We start from the raw sequence: 16,435 nt of genomic DNA on the forward strand, positions 1-16,435 counted from the left end.
GGAATACGTGTCCTAGGGAGACCCCGCAGGCGCAAGTGCGCCGAGGAGGCTCCCGGACCGCCCGCGGAAAGCGAGTGCCTGGAGTGGAAATCACCGTTCAATATCCCACCTCAAAAAAAACTGTGTCTACAGTCTGTAATCTGCCTATTGACTTCTCTCAGTTCGTAACCAAAAGAGGGTCTATCTAAATGATTAAAACAAGGTTGATTGGAACGGAGGGTACGAGACTCCTGCGGGAATACGTGTCCTAGGGAGACCCCGCAGGCGCAAGTGCGCCGAGGAGGCTCCCGGACCGCCCGCGGAAAGCGAGTGCCTGGAGTGGAAATCACCATTCAAATCTTACAATCAAAAAAACTGTAGACAAACTCAATTATCGAGTTCGTATACAGTCTGAAAAGCCCAGCCATCATATAGCTGGGCTTTTTATTTTCCTTTAAAGTGAGCGCAGCTCGATTTTAGCAGGACAATTATTTATTCTACAATCTTTTTTTCGAAACGATTGATGTCGGAATCTGCTCCAATGACGATTAAAATATCACCTTTATGAATTAAATCGCTCGCCTGTGGGGAGACATTTATTTCGTTCCCTCTTTTGATCGCGACGATATTCAGCCCATAGTGAGCACGGATATCAAGGTCAAATATCGAGTTTCCATTCATCTTTTGGCTGGCAACAATTTCGACGATGGAGTGTTCATCAGAAAGCTCCAAATAATCGAGGATATTATTGGAGACGATATTATGGGCAATCCTTCTTCCCATATCACGTTCGGGGTGCACGACAAAGTCGGCCCCGATTTTCCGGAGAACCTTCTCATGATAATCATTTTGCGCTTTAACCGTTACATTTCCGACACCTAATTCCTTAAGCATGAGGGTCGTCAATATACTAGCTTGAATATTCTCGCCAATCGCTACAATGACGTGATCAAAATTACGAATACCTATGTTTCTCAGCACATTTTCATCCGTCGTATCTCCTACAACGGCATGTGAAGCTATCCTGGCAAATTCATTCACTCGATCTTCGTCAGCATCGATGGCCAGAACCCCTAATCCTTCTTCAGCTAATGTCCTGACTATGCTGCCGCCAAAACGGCCAAGTCCAATCACCGCAAATTCTTTTTTCACAATAAGCCCTCCAACGTGATTCGTTCTCTTTTTAGAGCATGTTCTGTACTGAAAAGCATTTTTACGCTTCGCTTCCTTTAAACGTTATATATTCCGTTAAGTGATTGATCGCGAGTTCAATCGCTTTTTCATCAGGACTTAACTTGGCGTGGTGCAATCCGTATTCCGATGAAACCCCCAGCCAGAACATGAATCCTGGAATCTCTTTTAACATATATCCAAAATCTTCACCAGTCATCGCTTCAGTACAACAATGCAAATGAACAGCATTTGACTTCTCTGTAAATTCCATGAATTCCCGGGTCAACCGCTCTTCATTATATACCTGGTGATACATCGCTCCATAGTCGATATCAGCTGAGCACTCATATCCCACTTGTATACCATCCACAAGCGCTTTTATTCTTGACTTGACCTTTACCATCGATTCGGGGTTAAGGGTGCGTATTGTGCCTTCTAACCGCGCTGTCTCTGCAATAATGTTTTGAACGGTGCCTCCAGTAATCTTCCCAACTGTTATGACAGCTGAATCAAGTGGATTGACATTCCTAGAAACAATTGTTTGCAGCTGCCCTACAAGCGAGCAGGCCGCAATGACCATATCATTTGTTTCATGAGGATAGGCTGCATGCCCTCCTTTCCCCCTCAAATCGATGAATAATTCAGAGGTATTGGCAAATAGAAGCCCTTCTTTAACGGCAATCGTTCCAACTGGATACTCTGGAGCAATATGTAAGGCAAGGATCATATCCGGCTTCCATTTTTTCATGGTTTCCGATTTAAGCATAGGTTCAGCTCCTCCAGGCCCCTCTTCTGCAGGCTGGAAGATGAATAGCAAGTCATCATCAATCGGATTTTCAGTGAAATATGTCAATAACCCCAAACCTATGCTCATATGAAAATCATGACCGCAGGCATGCATATATTCCTCGTGGTTGGATGCGAACGGCAATCCGGTTTCCTCTTTTATCGGCAGACCGTCAATATCAGCCCGGTAGCCAATCGTTTTTCGCGGATTCCTTCCCTTCACTTTCACGAATATCCCAGTCCGCCAAGTTTCGATTTCCATGCGCTCCTGGGCTAGATTCGTTATGTAATTCAGTAGGTATTGCTGCGTCTTGAATTCCTTGAATCCTATCTCCGGTATTTGATGCAAATCACGCCGGATCTCGGCAAAAGGATTTATTTTCACATTATTCCCTCCCTATACAGAAAGCGTGGATATATTTATCCACGCTTCAGGCAATATTCACTAAAGAAATTAAAGTTGACGAAGTTCTTGCATGATTTCTGTTTTTGATTTTGTTTTTTCGTCAATTTGTTTAATGACCCTCGCCGGGATACCAGCAGCCACGGAGTATGGAGGAACGTCTTTCGTTACAACGGCACCAGCCGCCACAACGGAACCTTCACCGATTTTGACACCTTCTAGTACGACCGCATTGGCTCCGATTAACACATCATCTTCCAAAATGACCGGTTGTGCGGAAGGCGGCTCGATAACACCTGCTAAAACGGCACCTGCACCTACGTGACAGTTTTTGCCCACTGTTGCACGTCCGCCCAGTATTGCGTTCATGTCGATCATTGTACCTTCACCGATAACAGAACCAATATTGATTGATGCACCCATCATGATGACTGCGTTGTCTCCAATGGATACTTGGTCACGAATTATTGCGCCAGGCTCGATACGGGCTTTGATGCCTTTTAGGTCCAATAAAGGAATGGCGGAGTTACGACGATCATTTTCAACTACATAATCCTCGATTTTTGTTCCTGCTGCCTTGATTGCTTCTTCGACTTCAGACCACTCACCGAATACAACCCCTGTATTACCTGTAATGAAAGTTTTAGAAGTTGGACCAAAATCCATGCCTTCTAAATCACCTTTGACATATACCTTTACAGGTGTAGATTTTTTACTATTTGAGATAAAAGAAATAATTTCGTTTGCATCCATTTTATTCATTCCGGGTAAACCTCCTAAATATGTATCATTACTCGTTTTAAATTTACCAGACAACAGCCGGCAAGACAAGTTGAATGTCACTCTTATATATTATTCTGCCCTATTGACATTTTTGTAGGCTGACCTATAACATTCCTTGGTCGCGAATATGCTCTTTCACCACTTCCGTGAATGCCTGGACTTGCTTTAACTGAAAGGCAGATTCATAGCCGCAAAGCCATGTATCACGTTCGATTGAGTGGTTATGCCCATCCAGTAGAGGGATTTTGAATACATTCGTATCTTTATCATGTAAAGTGATGGCTGGCAGAATCGCATATCCTATACCATTAAACACCATTTGCTTGCATGTCTCGATTTGGTCCACGACTATGGTGTTTTTTGGTGTCGTTTTAAATTGCCGATGCCACCAGTCCTGGATTTCCTGGTAATAATTCGAATCGCTTTTAAACTGAATGAATGGCCGGTCCGTTTCGAACACTTGATTCAGTTCCTTCATTTCAGTATCCACCAAATAAAGCATATCCGTGAATAAGTGCTGTTTTACCCCTTTCCAATCCGGGGCCCCCCTTATGATGCCAATATGTACTTGCCCTTCATACAAAGACTTTAAAATCTCACTGCTCCAGCCAGTGATCAAGGAAATTTTGGCATACGGGTATTTTTGGACGAACTTTTTCAATACTTGCGGCAGCCAATTTTGACCGACAATCGAGGCGCAGGCTATTTTCAAAGTGCCATATACTTCATGGTCCATAGCTTGGATGCTTTCCCTGACCTTTTCTTCTTTTTCTATCACTTCATTGGCCAAACGAATTACCGCTTCACCTGCCGGCGTCAGTGACAGCCCTTTTTGTGAACGCAAAAACAGTTTCGAGCCCCAATCCTTTTCTATTGATTGTAAACGCTGAGATAAAGCCGGCTGGGAAACGAACAGCCGCTCAGCCGCTTTTCTCATATTCATTTCCTGAGCAAGCACGGATAATAAATGAAATTCTGAAAATGACATACACACCAACCTCTTGATAATCAAATCTTATCATGATGAATTAATTTATTTAAATTTTATTATCAACAAAGTCGGCTTATAATACAAGAGAAAAGAAACAGAGTGGTTAGCCTTTGCCAATCATTTTATTGCTTGCCATCAGTTTTACAGCATCCTTTGTCGGTACATTGGCCGGGAGCGGCGGTCTTATCGGCATGCCATCTCTTCTTCTGTTAATAGGTTTACCCATCCACCAGATTATTGGTTCAGTCAAGTTTTCCAATATGTTTTCTTCTTTTTCCAGTTTAATATATCACTCAAGAAGAAACAGTTAAAATTGAAGGATGCCTTCCAGTTAATCCCATTTACCCTTTTCGGTGGCTTTTCTGGCGGGCTGCTTGCTAATTCATTCTCTGAAAAGGCGATGAATCTATTGGCCATCTGTCTTTTGACTGTCGCTTTGATCATGAATTTCATAAACCGAAACCTTCCGACGAACTTGTGGCTCAAAAAATCTCCTCTCGACAATTGAAATTCATTTTACATTCGGTCACGATCGCCTTATTGATTCAATTGATCATCAGAGTCGCGTTTCCTTAAAAAAGGCAAACTCCATTTAAAGAGTCTGCCTTTTTTCCTATGCCTTCTTATTCTTTCTTAGTCGCGTAAGTAACAGGAAGCTTATTATAGAAAAGACTAGAACGATGAGATAAATGGTCTGCAGTGACAAGGTAAGTCCTTCCTGTAAAACCTTCACCACATTTTCAGGAAGCGACATGCGTTCTTCACTGTTCAACAGTTTGTTAGCCGTATTTATCGTCACTCCCGAGCCCGCAGGCGCATGCTCGTTCAAATAGGCTTGAAGTCTCATATTCATGATTCCTCCAAGTAATGCGGCACCTACCGTATTACCTAAATTACGCATGAACATATTGGAAGCTGTCGCAATACCCCTGCGTTCCCAGCTGACTGTTTTTTGAATGACGACAATGAATGAGGTAGAAGTCAACCCCATGCCTACACCGACAAAGAATGATCCCATGGCAGCAATCAGGGGCCCAGCCTCCGGCTTCATCCATACTAGGATCAAACTCCCAAGTACCAATGAGCACCCTCCAAGGAGCGAGGTTGATTTGAATCCTATTTTCATCAATAACCTCCCTGAGACCATTGATGCGATCGGCCAGCCAATCGACATGGCTGTCAATGTAAAACCAGCTACCGTGGGCGAGCGCTCCATCACGCCCTGAACGAATGTCGGGAGGAAACTAGATAATCCAATCATCATCACCCCTGTCGTCAGGGATACAAGGTTCGCAATAAGAATCGAACGCTCCTTCCAAATTTCAAATGGCATCATCGGTTCGGCCGCTTTCTTTTCTTGAAGGATGAATAAGATAAAAGTGATGATGGCCACTAATGCCAAGGATATGACCGGAGCTGAAGCCCATGACCATTTCACTCCTCCTTCTACGAGTATCACCATAAGAGTGGATATGGATAACGTCAATAGCGCTGCACCTAGGTAATCGATATCACGTTTTTTCTTTTCGATTTTTTCATGAAGGAAAAACCAAATCCCAATAAAAGATAACAAGCCCAAAGGAACATTAACCCAGAAGACAAGCTTCCACGTCAGGGATTCAACGAGCACGCCGCCCAAAGCGGGTCCCATTACCGCTGAAATGCCCCAAACGCTCGATAGATACCCTTGAACGCGGGCCCTCTCTTCATTTTTATAGATATCACCAACAATCGTCGAAGCTACAGGGGCTACAGCCCCCGCCCCGAAACCTTGTACAAAGCGATAAATGATGAGTTCCGTCATAGAATCGGCAAAGCCGCAAAGAATGGAGCCAATTAAAAAAACAACGATTCCAAACAATAGGACAGGTTTTCTCCCGAGAATATCCGATAGCTTACCATATATCAAGACTGTTACGGCGTTCATTAGCAAATAACTTGAAAACACCCAGCTGTAAAGTGAAAAACCACCTAAATCACTTACAATGGCTGGCATTGCCGTCGAAACGATCGTTCCTTCAATAGCATTCATAAACATAGCCAACATGATGGCAGCTAATATGAAGGGACGTTTCAACTTTTTATTCTGCACCTTCGCACTATTCACTTCTTGGCCCAATTTCAGCATCCTCCCCTAATAGACCCTAACTGTTTATAGGCTTTACCACTAGCTGGATCGAATATGTAAAAAACAAGAAAACTCGCCAACTGGCGAGTCTCGAGGTTAACCATCATTTTATGCCTTGCTTATTTATCAGGTGTATTTTGTTTAAATACCTTTTTCAAGATTGCCCTTCTCGTTAAGATACCTTCAAATACATGTTCGTCATTTTCTACACAGACAAACGGATGATCAATCAACAATTCCACACCTTTTGTCAATGTATCTTCAATATGAAGGCGAGGTATTTCTATATTCATTATTTCGGAAACTTTTTTATTCTCAAGATTATCAAATTCAATTCGTTCCAGTCCCAAGATTGAATCAAGAATGACTGGTGTGCTAATTAAACCATGCAGTTTATACATCGGATCTAACACAGGAATGGCCGTATAACCGCTCTTTGTTAATACCAATAGTGCATGTTCTAAATTATTGGTTACCTGCACGTGGGCCACGCGTTCAGAAGAAATCATTAAGTCTTTCACGCTGGATTCCAATAAATCCCCATCATGAGTACCGATCATGTTAAAACCCCTTACCATATGTTTTTATATACAGCTCTTTCTATAGTTTAACATATGTAAGCGGAAAAGGCTCTTTCCTAGACCAATAAAATCCCAAACGACGGGATTTCCGCAATAGACCCTTAGCCCTTACTTGTTTGGATGTTAACCTGTTTAAAACCGCATTCCGGGCATTGGTAAATCACATTTTGGTTCGATTGTGCCGTTAATACATTTTCCATTTCCCTTTCCTCACCGCATTCCGGGCATATTACCATTGGATTTTTCATTTACATCCCTCCAATTAATAAGATGTCGTAAAAATCACTACTTCATTCAAGTAAATATTGACCGGTTCACAATAAAAAAGCCGCTTCCAATGGAAGGCGGCTTTTTGTGATTTTTTTAAGATTGAAGAAGATCAAAGATTTCAATGGTAATCATATCAATATTATCGAATTGATATTTAGATGATTTCCCTTTATCACTGTATACTTCAAGCTCGAACATTTCTGTTTTGCTGAAATATGTAACCTGGCACTTTTTCACACCATCTATTTCAAAAAAACGTTGAGCAGATTCAGATTCCTTCGCTTGCTCTTGAAGACTTTTCAATCTGGTAAGGATGCCCTGTAATTGAGACATACTCCCTCTCCTTTCTGAATAAAACCTTTTCGATAGGTTTCACTATACCATACTTTTCTATCCAGTAGCCACGCTGAAATAAATTCAGAATAATTTAAAACTTCATTCTTTACATGGCACTATTAACAGAATAAAATAAGGAATGGAATTTGTACATGAAAAAATTTCTGGGGGTAGATTCTGTTGCAAAACATTAGTGAGCTTGGATATCGCATTTCATTGATTGATGGTTTTGATTTGGATAGAAGAAATCGTACAGGAACATATGTAATTGCCGATGAAGACATCACCTTAGTCGAAACTTCTGCCAGCCCTTCCATCCCCCACTTAATGAAGGGGCTCGAACATTTGGGAATCGCCCTCGAAGATATTACATATATCATTCTTACCCATATTCATTTGGACCATGCAGGCGGAGCTGGACTTTTTTTACAACATTGTCCGAATGCGAAAGTGATCGTCCACCCAAAAGGTACACGGCATCTAGAAGATCCAACACGTTTGATCGCTGGAGCTAAAGCAGTCTATGGTGAAGAATTCAACAAGCTTTTCGATCCGATATTACCTATTCCATTAGATAGAATCCTGACTAAACATGATAGGGAAACGCTAAAAACAAGTGAAAATTCCAAGTTGACCTTTTATGACACGCCAGGACACGCAAACCATCATTTAAGCATTTTCGATTCAGTTTCGAAAGGGATGTTTTCAGGTGACACCGTTGGCATCTATTATCGTGAACTTGATGAAGAAGGTTTGGAGTTTTACCTACCGTCCACATCGCCAAACCAATTTAATCCCGATGCGATGCTTGCTGCAGCGGATTTGTATGAAAGCATCGGCGTCGAACGTATATATTTTGGCCATTACGGGGTATCGGAAAACCCTAATGAAGTCTATAAACAACTTCATTACTGGCTGCCTAAATTCGTTGAGACTGCCAAATCGGCATATAGGGAATATGCTAGCTTCGAGGAACAAGTGGCAGCTACCAGTAAAAATATTTTCACGGAGGTCGCTGTTCATTTAGGTGAAAAAGGAATCACCGCCGATCATCCTGTTTTTGATATCATTGCCATGGACCTTAACGTTTGTTCCATGGGATTGATAGACTACCTGATAAAACAGGAAAAAGATCGGTAGAATGTTCCTTAAGGTTTTTTCCTATTCAAATGTCTTGGCATTCTTTATAATGAAAAAGTAAACCTTACCTAAAGCATACTTGGAGGAATGAAATGAAAGACGTTACGCTCTATACCCAACCTGATTGCCCTCCCTGCAAAATCATGAAAATGTTCTTTGATGATAATAACGTCGTATACAAAGAAAAAGATATTAAAGCAGATGGACACGCACGAAAAGAACTAATGAATAAATATGGCGCGTATTCCACACCGACGGTCGTCATCGATGAAAAAGCCATTATTGGTTTTGAACTGGACGAAATAAAGAAAGAACTGAATATATAACAAAAAGTCCTGGGAAGGCTGTAGCCTTCCCAGGACTTTTTCTTTTTAGCCTCCATACTTTTCAGCTTTGAAGGACTTTCCTCTAAATCACTTATTTCATTTTTCACTTCCATACTTAACTTCCGCTATTTTCCAAGTTCCATATTCCTTTTTCAAAGTAACTGATTCAACATGTTTTTCCATCGATACAGGTCCGTCCCCTGTGTCCTGGAATTCCTCCTGAACATAAATGAAATCACCGTTTTTGCCATATATAATTTCCGTATTTTTGTCGTAACTGAAAAATGGGATATAATATGGAGCGAAATCTGATCCAAATGCGGTATAACCGCCATCAACTTTCACTACATTCGCTTGGACGAACTTCTCGATGAAATCATCTGTAAAATGTTTATCCAACTTCCCTTCAATCGCTTCCTTAGTACGTACCTCCTCACTGATCGAGCCTTGATTCTCCATGGCATCCTGTACTAAGGATAGTATTTCCTCTCTATGTAAGCCCTCCGCTGAAGCAGTGAACCCTCCACTTAAAAATAGAATGATACTGGCAAGACATGCAACTAAATATTTACTCATTACAATCATCTCCTCGTTATAGAATTTCTCCTAATGATTCGGATTTGCCCATGTCTTTCAATACCCGTCCAGATCAAAGCCAAACTACAAAATCACATTCCCCGTTAGAACCAGAAACATTGCCCATCCTTTACAATAAAAAAGAAGATTCCATATATTGAAATCTTCTTCTTACAACTATCGAAAAGCATAGTAAAAAATAAAACCGGCAACCAAAATCGTCCCAACTAAAAGAGAAACGAATATCGGGTTCTTTAAATAAGGATGTTCTTTTACTGAATCATCGATAGTCGAATCATATTTGGCTTTCACTTTCTGTGCCCTTGCCACAGAATAAGTATAAAAGAGCAGATATAACGCCATGACTGTAACGATTATGATTAGAATCCAGATGTACGTGCTCAAAATATGTCTCCTCCAAGCGCATCATTTCTGCTTATCGTTACACATTTAAAGCGATTATATTCATGAATCGTTTTTTATAATAGAGCTTCATTTTCATATAAATAACTATAAGAAAGATCACAGAAAATGTATTCCTTATTATTCAGGGGATATGAAAAGGTCCGTATGGTTTCTCCCGTTTCGATATCACTGTATAAATCGGATAGTATTCCTGTTTTCCGATTACGCATCTTTACGATATTTTCGAGAAAATAAGGTCTCCAGCTCCAATTTTTATTCATATAGCTCGGTTGGACTAACCATTGCCCGTCCTTATGGAGGATATTGGGGGATTTTTGGTACCCTCCTTCATCACAAATATAAAGCCGGAAACATACGGAATCCAACTTTTTCGCCAAAACTCCGAGAAACTCTTCATGGGAGACGGCCCGCTTATGCTGTTTTAAGAAGTTTTGCATATTTTCGTTGAATTGCAAAGTCTTTTGATAAACTGCTTCAAGCTTCTTGGTCTCTAAAGAAATGAAAGATTGACATTCTTGATGGAATTTTTCACGAAGTAAATCTTTATTAATGAACTCGCCTTCCGGTTTCGCCAAAAAATACCCTTGATAATATCGTCCCCCATTCTTCCATGCGAAGCGAAGCTGGTATTCGGACTCAATGTTTTCAAATAGTAAATTGGCGCCGATTTTTCGTGCAAGCATGCTTAGAGAAAACAGGATGACCTGATAGGCATCTCCACCTGAAATGCGAAGCTGGTCCAGGTTAACTTTTAAAATATTCGGAGAAATCTGAGCGATTCGGTCCAATTGCGTATCTTCCCCTAAATGATCTAAAGCTATCTTAATCCCATATGTTTTAAAGTAAGCAAGCACATGCTGCAAAGGATCTAAGTTTTCCGGACTGATCGTATCTGATAATTCCAGCACGATCCGATGCATTTCCTCCGGTTGAAAATGACGATGTAAAATCTCCATGAATTCTTCGCCATGATCCAACATAAGCAAATTAGGATCTCTGTTGATAAAGATAAGAAAATCTTCACCATAGTCTTTTATTCTCTCCAAGGCAATTTCAAGTACGTAATTATCCACTTCCACCCTATACTCTTCCGGCACTGCAGAATCGTGAAAAAAAGGGCCAAGGCTTTTATATTCCGCTTGTTCCTCATAGCGCCCTAGAATTTCATACCCGATAACCTGATGTTGATCTGCACTGAAAATCGGTTGAAAGAATGGTGTCACTTTGTCTAAATTCTTTAATATCTTTTCTGTATCCATGATGCATCTTCCCCCTAATTACGAAAACACCAATATGCCAAAATTATACCATTAGTTTCTGGCATTGATAATAAATAATTTTAATTCCTACTGAACAACTCTTTTTTCAGAGCATTAAAATACCCGTTCATCTTATCTATTTGAAAAAAAATACATTGAAAAGGCATTGTCCATAAATGGAAACAATGCCTTAAGTCTGATCAAAATGGGAAGAACCACGGAATCGTGATCACCATGATAACACCAATGAAGATCTGTATGGATATCCCGATCATGATAAAATCTTTATGCTTGTAATCACCCGCCGTCATGACAAGCGCGTTGGTAGTGGCAACCCTTGGAGTGGATAACGCCAAACTGCCAGCAACGGCAAGGCATAGAAACACAGGAAGCGGATCGATTCCTTGATTCACCGCAGATGTCAGGGCAATGGGCGTCATGATTACCGTCGCGGCTCCATACGGGATGAATTGGCTCAGTATCAGTGTCAGGAGGTAAAAGACCGCCAACATGCCGTGTGCCCCGATATTACTGAATAAAACGGCCAGCCAATCACTTATCATTCTCACTCCACCCGTATTATCCAAAGCAGCCGTTATTCCGAACATGGCAGCAATCAAGAGAACAGGTTCCCAGTTAATCTTTTGGTAAGCATCCTCCATCGAACGGACACAGCCAGTGATCACCATCAACAAGGCTGCCGTCAATACCGATAGTACAGCAGGGACGGACTCCATCGATAAAAGAATGACCATCAATGCAGTGATTCCCAAGGCGATCCATGCTTTACCCCTGGAGTGGACCGGAGAGCCATCATCCGAGGTACTTCCAATAACGATGACATCTTGTAAATCCGAGGAAATCCTCTCAATGTTCTCCCATTCTCCATGTATCAGGATTGCATCTCCCGGTTTCAAGCGTTCCGTTCCGACATCCGCTTGAATATATTCGCCATTCCGATTGATTGCCAGCACATTACATTGGTATTTCTCACGAAAATGCACCTCTATCAAGGTTTGATTTTCATAATCCGAATTCGGGACGATCAATATTTCTGTCAATCCAAATCTACTGCTAAGAAAATGTTTCTTTATTTGTTCGGTATTGAAATGTTTAAACTCCAGTTCATAGTTAAGTGCCAATCTCTCAACTGCTTCCTCTTCTCCAAACACCAAAATGACATCTTCAGGATGAAGAACTTCATCCGCCCTGGCTGAAATCGTCAACTGCCTTTGCAGCAGCGGCAATTGTTTATCCTTTGGCTTCCGCTGGATTTCAATCAAAGTCAATTCATACTGAATGGGAAGCTGGAGGTCTGACAGCCTTTCTCCAACAATGTCGGAAGTAGCGGGTATATGCAGATAATGCAATCGGTCATATACTTTGTACATGCCGGCAAGCTCCCCTGCCGACAGTCCCTTGACACTGTTGTTCGCGGCAATCGTTTTCTCGGGAAGCAACAGGCGCCCGAGTGTCAACATGAAGAATAACCCTGCTGCAAAGGCGATTAAGCCAATAGGTGTAAAGTCAAAAAATTCCAAAGTGCCTATTCCGTTTTTCCGTAATACATCAGCAACGATCATATTTGAGGGAGTACCGGTAAGTGTTAATAGCCCCCCAATACTGCTTGCATAGGCAAGGGGCAATAAATACCTTGTCGGACTTGTTTTTTGTTGTAAGGCCATGCTCATAACGAGCGGAAGCAGTATGGAAACAATTCCTGTTCCGCTTAAAAATGCACTTAATATTCCTGCAGTCAGCATGACGATAAGCAGCGATTTCCATTCACTGCCCCCACATAACCGCAACAACTTATTCCCTGTTTTTTCCACAATCCCTGTATTTAACAGGCCGGCACCGACGATGAATAGCCCAGCCAGCATGATGACCACTTGATTCGCAAACCCGGCCACCAGTTCATCCAGGGTAAGAATCCCCAATAAACCCAGTATGGATAGTGCACTAAGTGCAATTAAATCAGCTCGAAATTTCCCTTGTATAAAAAGCGCAATCGCGCATAGAAGTATAATCAGTGTAATAAACATTGGTTCGGTCATCATGTTACCTCCGTATAGATGTTCAATTTCAAACCGGATACGGTTTCATCAAACCCCAGTTTACATGTTTTTCAAAGGCTCATAGAAGATATTTTCTTCAATTTATGTATATTGTTTGTTAGTATGAGGAAGTAACATTTTTATATTAGATAGGTTGATTAATTTGAATAAACCCATATCAAGAAGAACATTCTTAAAGAAAAGTCTTGGTACATTGGCTACCTTAACCGGTTTAGGTATTGGCGGAAACTATTATGCCCATAATTTGGAGCCGAAATGGTTAGAAACCAAGCATAAAATCATCAGCCACCCGCTTATCCCAAAAGGTTTTCATGGCATGAAAATGGTCCAATTCAGTGATACGCATTTAGGCTTTCAATTTCAGCTTAAAGATTTACAAGCAATTGTCAATAAGATAAATCAACTGGACCCTGATGTTATTTTATTTACCGGAGATTTAATGGACCAGCCTAATAAATACAAGGCTCATCAGAAAATCCCTCTCGTTTTGAATCAGCTCAAAGCGCCGCTTGGAAAGTTCAGCATCTACGGTAACCATGATCATGGGGGATATGGCTCAGAAATTTACAGCGATATCATGGAAAAATCCCATTTTACCATGTTGCAAAATACCTCAGCTAAGATAACCTTATTAACGGCTGAAGAAATAATCATTGCCGGGGTTGATGATGCCATGCTAGGAAAGCCGGATTTTGAAAAAGCCCTTTCCGGCATCCCGGAAGAAGTGTTCACCATTATGCTTTCACATGCCCCTGACCTTGCCGACATATCAAGGACTTACGACATCCAATATCAAATAAGCGGCCACAGTCATGGAGGCCAAGTACAAATTCCGTTTGCCGGTGCACTTGTAACTCCCCCATATGCTGAAAAGTACCGGGAAGGCACATATGAAATCGATTCATTAACGTTACATGTTAATAGAGGGCTTGGCACTACCCGTCTCCCCTATCGTTTTCTTTCACGTCCGGAGTTGACTGTTTACGAATTACAAGCCGAAAAATGAAAGAAAAAGAACACAGGGGAAAACCGCCAGACTTATTAACAAAACCTGTGCGGATAAAACTAGTTGCCATGTATCATTTGTAATGGACTCCTATGAATTATAGCATTAGAAGTATACCCGAGAAAACTAGGTTTTTTTTACCAGCATTAACGGCAATGCCATAAAGTTTATACCACACTTAAATAGCCACACAGGAAAGTGCCAATGCACCCTAAAACAGACACCGTTATATAGATCAGGCTATCTGTATAACGGTGTTTTCTAATAAGTTCAAGCGTTTCCATACTGAATGTCGAAAAGGTCGTAAAGGCACCCAGAAAACCTATCGTCAGAAAAACCTGCAAAGATAAAGCCCAGCTCTCTTTTTGCGGAATCACCAATCCCAGCCCAAAGGAACCTATAAGGTTAATCAGTAAAATGCTAATGGGTATAGAGACCGCTGGCAATAGCCTATTAAAAATAATCTGCAAGACATATCGAGAGGCCGCCCCAAAAAAGCCACCTATAAAAACTGAAAGAACCTCACTCAAAGGGTGTCACCTCTTTGTCTATTAAAAAGGCCCAGTCCGAGGAAACCAGCGACCAAACCAAATAAGAGCGTAGCTCCAAGATAGAGTCCCGCCAATGCCAGAGAAGTCTGCAGTAGATTCACCACTTCTTGGGAAAATGTGGACATCGTGGTGAAGCCGCCGCAAAACCCGCTGCCCAGCGCTAAAAAAACGAGCGACTTCTTTTTCGCGGCGAAATAGCCATTGATCATTCCAAGCAAAAAGCTGCCTACTATATTTATCAATAGGGTTCCAAACGGGAAGAAGGAATGGCCAGCAATCAAGATTACACAATATCGCAATATCGCTCCTGCCGCTCCTCCAAAACCGACTGCAAAAATGCTTTTAAATCGATCCATTAAGGTCCCCCCGAATTTTTCTCATAAGTAGACTCATTATAACAGATTAAGATGAAACAGGCTCTTTTCTTTAAAAAAACCATACTATGTAAAGAATTTGAGAAAAGGAGGCTAATTATGCAAACACAGTATTTTCCTTACTACCACTATCCACAGACCATGATGCTACAGAACGAATACAGAAATGTATATGGGAATGAATATGGACCTGGAAATTGGAATGACGAGCGCTTCTTTCCTTTCTTTCCTCTATTGGCGCCTGTAGCTTTTGTTGCAGGATTGGCAATTGGACCATTGCTATTCAATAACCGTCCACCTGTCTATCCTCCATATCCTCCTCCATACCCGCCCGCTTACCCTCCTTACCCTGCTTATCCAGCTTATCCTGCTTATCAAGGCTTTCAGGGTTACCAGCAACAACAATTCGGCGCACAGGCTGGAGTAACCGAAAATATCAATATATACACTCAATAAAGATTGCACAGAAGGCGACATTGAACGCCTTCTTTTTCTTGGACCAAAAGCCGTCAGATTGAATTTTACTTCCCTATATATTTGGAAGTGGTATAATATGAAAATGAATAGATGGTAAAGTGTTAGGAAATGATGGTCATACCCTAGAGATGCATGCATTGTTTTTCACTATTTCTGCCTGGTTGCATACACGTCTCTATTTCAACCAATATATAAGAACAGGTTTTGATTGAAGGACGTCTCTTTGTAACGTCCTTCTAACCTTATTAAGAAAAGGAGTTTCCATGATGAACCAAACGAAAGGACATTCTGAAAGGGATGAGTTTTCGATTAACTCCATTGCCCAAGCCGTGTTTATTGTCAATAAACATGCAAAGACCGCATTGGAGCCCAAAAATTTATATAATTTAAAACGGCTCGCATTAAGCAAGCTTATGCAAGAAGGAAAAGCGAAGAAGATTGGACTTCATTTCTCTGATAACCCTCGCTTTGCAGCACAACAATCCGACGTCATTGTCGAATGCGGATCATATGTTTTTCATTTACCTCCCACTAAGGAAGATTTGAAAAAACTACCCCACCTCGGCAGCAGGGCGGCCTCCATACGGAACCCTAAAGCCGCATTGTCATTATCCAAGGCAAAACAGATCCTGCAATCTTACGTTGGACAAGCAGGTGAAAAACCACCGAATCCTGCCAACACCGAGAAAAGGGCTCACGGGCGTGGGTCGGTCAAGCAACCTTTCCACAATCCATTCCCATCCTCCTTTTTAGGAAAAGGTTCCAAGTATTAATCATTGATAAACCAAACGG

Annotated in this window: 21 protein-coding genes; 6 read left to right on the plus strand and 15 right to left on the minus strand. The window is 41.5% G+C overall.

Annotated features, from left to right (window positions below):
• Positions 1-471 precede the first annotated feature (471 nt).
• The 4 genes from ACFVS1_RS14225 to ACFVS1_RS14240 all read right to left on the minus strand — a co-directional run bounded on the left by ACFVS1_RS14225 (position 472) and on the right by ACFVS1_RS14240 (position 4,112).
• Positions 472-1,134, minus strand: coding sequence for a potassium channel family protein (locus ACFVS1_RS14225; RefSeq protein WP_284702805.1), 663 nt, complete (start codon positions 1,132-1,134; stop codon positions 472-474).
• Positions 1,135-1,192: 58 nt separating this feature from the next.
• Complete coding sequence (locus ACFVS1_RS14230; RefSeq protein WP_387549359.1) at positions 1,193-2,317, minus strand: N-acetyldiaminopimelate deacetylase; 1,125 nt, start codon at positions 2,315-2,317, stop codon at positions 1,193-1,195.
• A 75-nt stretch (positions 2,318-2,392) separates the two neighbouring features.
• Positions 2,393-3,103 (minus strand): 2,3,4,5-tetrahydropyridine-2,6-dicarboxylate N-acetyltransferase, encoded by a 711-nt coding sequence (dapD, locus tag ACFVS1_RS14235; RefSeq protein WP_101224529.1) that lies wholly within the window; start codon positions 3,101-3,103, stop codon positions 2,393-2,395.
• Between the two features lie 124 nt (positions 3,104-3,227).
• Entirely contained in the window at positions 3,228-4,112 is an 885-nt protein-coding gene (locus ACFVS1_RS14240; RefSeq protein WP_063231999.1) for a transcriptional regulator CcpC, read from the minus strand.
• A gap of 167 nt (positions 4,113-4,279) precedes the next feature.
• On the opposite strand from ACFVS1_RS14240, the gene ACFVS1_RS14245 reads away from it, so the two are divergent.
• Positions 4,280-4,426, plus strand: coding sequence for a hypothetical protein (locus ACFVS1_RS14245; RefSeq protein WP_352922631.1), 147 nt, complete (start codon positions 4,280-4,282; stop codon positions 4,424-4,426).
• Here the strand turns inward: ACFVS1_RS14245 and ACFVS1_RS14250 are convergent.
• From ACFVS1_RS14250 to ACFVS1_RS14270, 5 genes are all read right to left on the minus strand, one after another.
• A complete protein-coding gene (locus ACFVS1_RS14250) occupies positions 4,362-4,568 on the minus strand; it encodes a hypothetical protein (RefSeq protein WP_387549430.1) in 207 nt (68 codons plus the stop codon). The genes ACFVS1_RS14245 and ACFVS1_RS14250 overlap by 65 nt on opposite strands.
• A 160-nt stretch (positions 4,569-4,728) precedes the next feature.
• Positions 4,729-6,162 (minus strand): MDR family MFS transporter, encoded by a 1,434-nt coding sequence (locus ACFVS1_RS14255; protein WP_387549361.1) that lies wholly within the window; start codon positions 6,160-6,162, stop codon positions 4,729-4,731.
• 200 nt (positions 6,163-6,362) lie between these two features.
• Entirely contained in the window at positions 6,363-6,803 is a 441-nt protein-coding gene (cbpB, locus tag ACFVS1_RS14260) for a cyclic-di-AMP-binding protein CbpB (protein WP_063232001.1), read from the minus strand.
• Between the two features lie 122 nt (positions 6,804-6,925).
• Positions 6,926-7,072: a hypothetical protein gene (locus tag ACFVS1_RS14265; RefSeq protein WP_241590437.1), complete on the minus strand. Its 147-nt coding sequence runs from the start codon at positions 7,070-7,072 to the stop codon at positions 6,926-6,928.
• A gap of 115 nt (positions 7,073-7,187) precedes the next feature.
• Positions 7,188-7,427, minus strand: coding sequence for a YkuJ family protein (locus tag ACFVS1_RS14270; RefSeq protein WP_034314086.1), 240 nt, complete (start codon positions 7,425-7,427; stop codon positions 7,188-7,190).
• Between the two features lie 183 nt (positions 7,428-7,610).
• Between ACFVS1_RS14270 and ACFVS1_RS14275 the strand changes: the two genes are divergently transcribed.
• Together ACFVS1_RS14275 and ACFVS1_RS14280 are read left to right on the plus strand one after the other, a co-directional pair.
• Positions 7,611-8,570, plus strand: a complete 960-nt coding sequence (locus ACFVS1_RS14275; protein WP_387548230.1) for an MBL fold metallo-hydrolase — start codon at positions 7,611-7,613, stop codon at positions 8,568-8,570.
• 92 nt (positions 8,571-8,662) lie between these two features.
• A complete protein-coding gene (locus ACFVS1_RS14280; protein WP_352921658.1) occupies positions 8,663-8,896 on the plus strand; it encodes a glutaredoxin family protein in 234 nt (77 codons plus the stop codon).
• Between the two features lie 96 nt (positions 8,897-8,992).
• Here ACFVS1_RS14280 and ACFVS1_RS14285 read toward each other — a convergent pair whose 3' ends face one another.
• The 4 genes from ACFVS1_RS14285 to ACFVS1_RS14300 all read right to left on the minus strand — a co-directional run bounded on the left by ACFVS1_RS14285 (position 8,993) and on the right by ACFVS1_RS14300 (position 13,214).
• Positions 8,993-9,472 (minus strand): DUF3993 domain-containing protein, encoded by a 480-nt coding sequence (locus tag ACFVS1_RS14285; RefSeq protein ID WP_387548233.1) that lies wholly within the window; start codon positions 9,470-9,472, stop codon positions 8,993-8,995.
• A gap of 177 nt (positions 9,473-9,649) precedes the next feature.
• Complete coding sequence (locus ACFVS1_RS14290) at positions 9,650-9,877, minus strand: hypothetical protein (protein ID WP_241590441.1); 228 nt, start codon at positions 9,875-9,877, stop codon at positions 9,650-9,652.
• 74 nt (positions 9,878-9,951) lie between these two features.
• A complete protein-coding gene (locus ACFVS1_RS14295) occupies positions 9,952-11,157 on the minus strand; it encodes an EAL domain-containing protein (RefSeq protein WP_352921661.1) in 1,206 nt (401 codons plus the stop codon).
• Positions 11,158-11,357: 200 nt separating this feature from the next.
• Positions 11,358-13,214 (minus strand): SLC13 family permease, encoded by a 1,857-nt coding sequence (locus tag ACFVS1_RS14300; RefSeq protein WP_387548237.1) that lies wholly within the window; start codon positions 13,212-13,214, stop codon positions 11,358-11,360.
• Positions 13,215-13,377: 163 nt separating this feature from the next.
• Between ACFVS1_RS14300 and ACFVS1_RS14305 the strand changes: the two genes are divergently transcribed.
• Complete coding sequence (locus tag ACFVS1_RS14305) at positions 13,378-14,241, plus strand: metallophosphoesterase (RefSeq protein ID WP_387548240.1); 864 nt, start codon at positions 13,378-13,380, stop codon at positions 14,239-14,241.
• 167 nt (positions 14,242-14,408) lie between these two features.
• Here ACFVS1_RS14305 and crcB read toward each other — a convergent pair whose 3' ends face one another.
• A complete protein-coding gene (gene crcB / locus ACFVS1_RS14310; protein WP_387548243.1) occupies positions 14,409-14,771 on the minus strand; it encodes a fluoride efflux transporter CrcB in 363 nt (120 codons plus the stop codon).
• Positions 14,768-15,148 carry a fluoride efflux transporter FluC gene (locus ACFVS1_RS14315; protein ID WP_387548246.1) on the minus strand — a complete coding sequence of 127 codons (381 nt, stop codon included), beginning with the start codon at positions 15,146-15,148 and terminating at the stop codon, positions 14,768-14,770. Before ACFVS1_RS14315 ends, crcB begins: the two co-directional genes overlap by 4 nt.
• 162 nt (positions 15,149-15,310) lie before the next feature.
• Here ACFVS1_RS14315 and ACFVS1_RS14320 point away from each other — a divergent pair, with 162 nt between their 5' ends.
• On the plus strand, positions 15,311-15,622 hold the full coding sequence (locus ACFVS1_RS14320; protein ID WP_387549363.1) for a hypothetical protein: 312 nt from the start codon (positions 15,311-15,313) through the stop codon (positions 15,620-15,622).
• A 287-nt stretch (positions 15,623-15,909) separates the two neighbouring features.
• Positions 15,910-16,416, plus strand: a complete 507-nt coding sequence (locus tag ACFVS1_RS14325) for a YkyB family protein (protein WP_352921672.1) — start codon at positions 15,910-15,912, stop codon at positions 16,414-16,416.
• Positions 16,417-16,435: the final 19 nt, after the last annotated feature.

Origin of the sequence: Peribacillus sp. NPDC058075 (assembly GCF_042885195.1) — a bacterium.
In the GTDB taxonomy this organism is placed as follows: Bacteria; Bacillota; Bacilli; order Bacillales; family DSM-1321; genus Peribacillus.

Bases quoted from the DNA above. Each gene is read 5' to 3' on its own strand.
- dapD (WP_101224529.1), bottom strand. From the start codon at position 3,103: ATGAATAAAATGGATGCAAACGAAATTATTTCTTTTATCTCAAATAGT.
- ACFVS1_RS14240 (WP_063231999.1), bottom strand. From the start codon at position 4,112: ATGTCATTTTCAGAATTTCATTTATTATCCGTGCTTGCTCAGGAAATG.
- ACFVS1_RS14250 (WP_387549430.1), bottom strand. From the start codon at position 4,568: ATGAAATTCATGATCAAAGCGACAGTCAAAAGACAGATGGCCAATAGA.
- ACFVS1_RS14255 (WP_387549361.1), bottom strand. From the start codon at position 6,162: ATGTTGGCTATGTTTATGAATGCTATTGAAGGAACGATCGTTTCGACG.
- cbpB (WP_063232001.1), bottom strand. From the start codon at position 6,803: ATGATCGGTACTCATGATGGGGATTTATTGGAATCCAGCGTGAAAGAC.
- ACFVS1_RS14265 (WP_241590437.1), bottom strand. From the start codon at position 7,072: ATGAAAAATCCAATGGTAATATGCCCGGAATGCGGTGAGGAAAGGGAA.
- ACFVS1_RS14270 (WP_034314086.1), bottom strand. From the start codon at position 7,427: ATGTCTCAATTACAGGGCATCCTTACCAGATTGAAAAGTCTTCAAGAG.
- ACFVS1_RS14280 (WP_352921658.1), top strand. From the start codon at position 8,663: ATGAAAGACGTTACGCTCTATACCCAACCTGATTGCCCTCCCTGCAAA.
- ACFVS1_RS14285 (WP_387548233.1), bottom strand. From the start codon at position 9,472: ATGAGTAAATATTTAGTTGCATGTCTTGCCAGTATCATTCTATTTTTA.
- ACFVS1_RS14295 (WP_352921661.1), bottom strand. From the start codon at position 11,157: ATGGATACAGAAAAGATATTAAAGAATTTAGACAAAGTGACACCATTC.
- ACFVS1_RS14300 (WP_387548237.1), bottom strand. From the start codon at position 13,214: ATGACCGAACCAATGTTTATTACACTGATTATACTTCTATGCGCGATT.
- ACFVS1_RS14315 (WP_387548246.1), bottom strand. From the start codon at position 15,148: ATGGATCGATTTAAAAGCATTTTTGCAGTCGGTTTTGGAGGAGCGGCA.
- ACFVS1_RS14320 (WP_387549363.1), top strand. From the start codon at position 15,311: ATGCTACAGAACGAATACAGAAATGTATATGGGAATGAATATGGACCT.
- ACFVS1_RS14325 (WP_352921672.1), top strand. From the start codon at position 15,910: ATGAACCAAACGAAAGGACATTCTGAAAGGGATGAGTTTTCGATTAAC.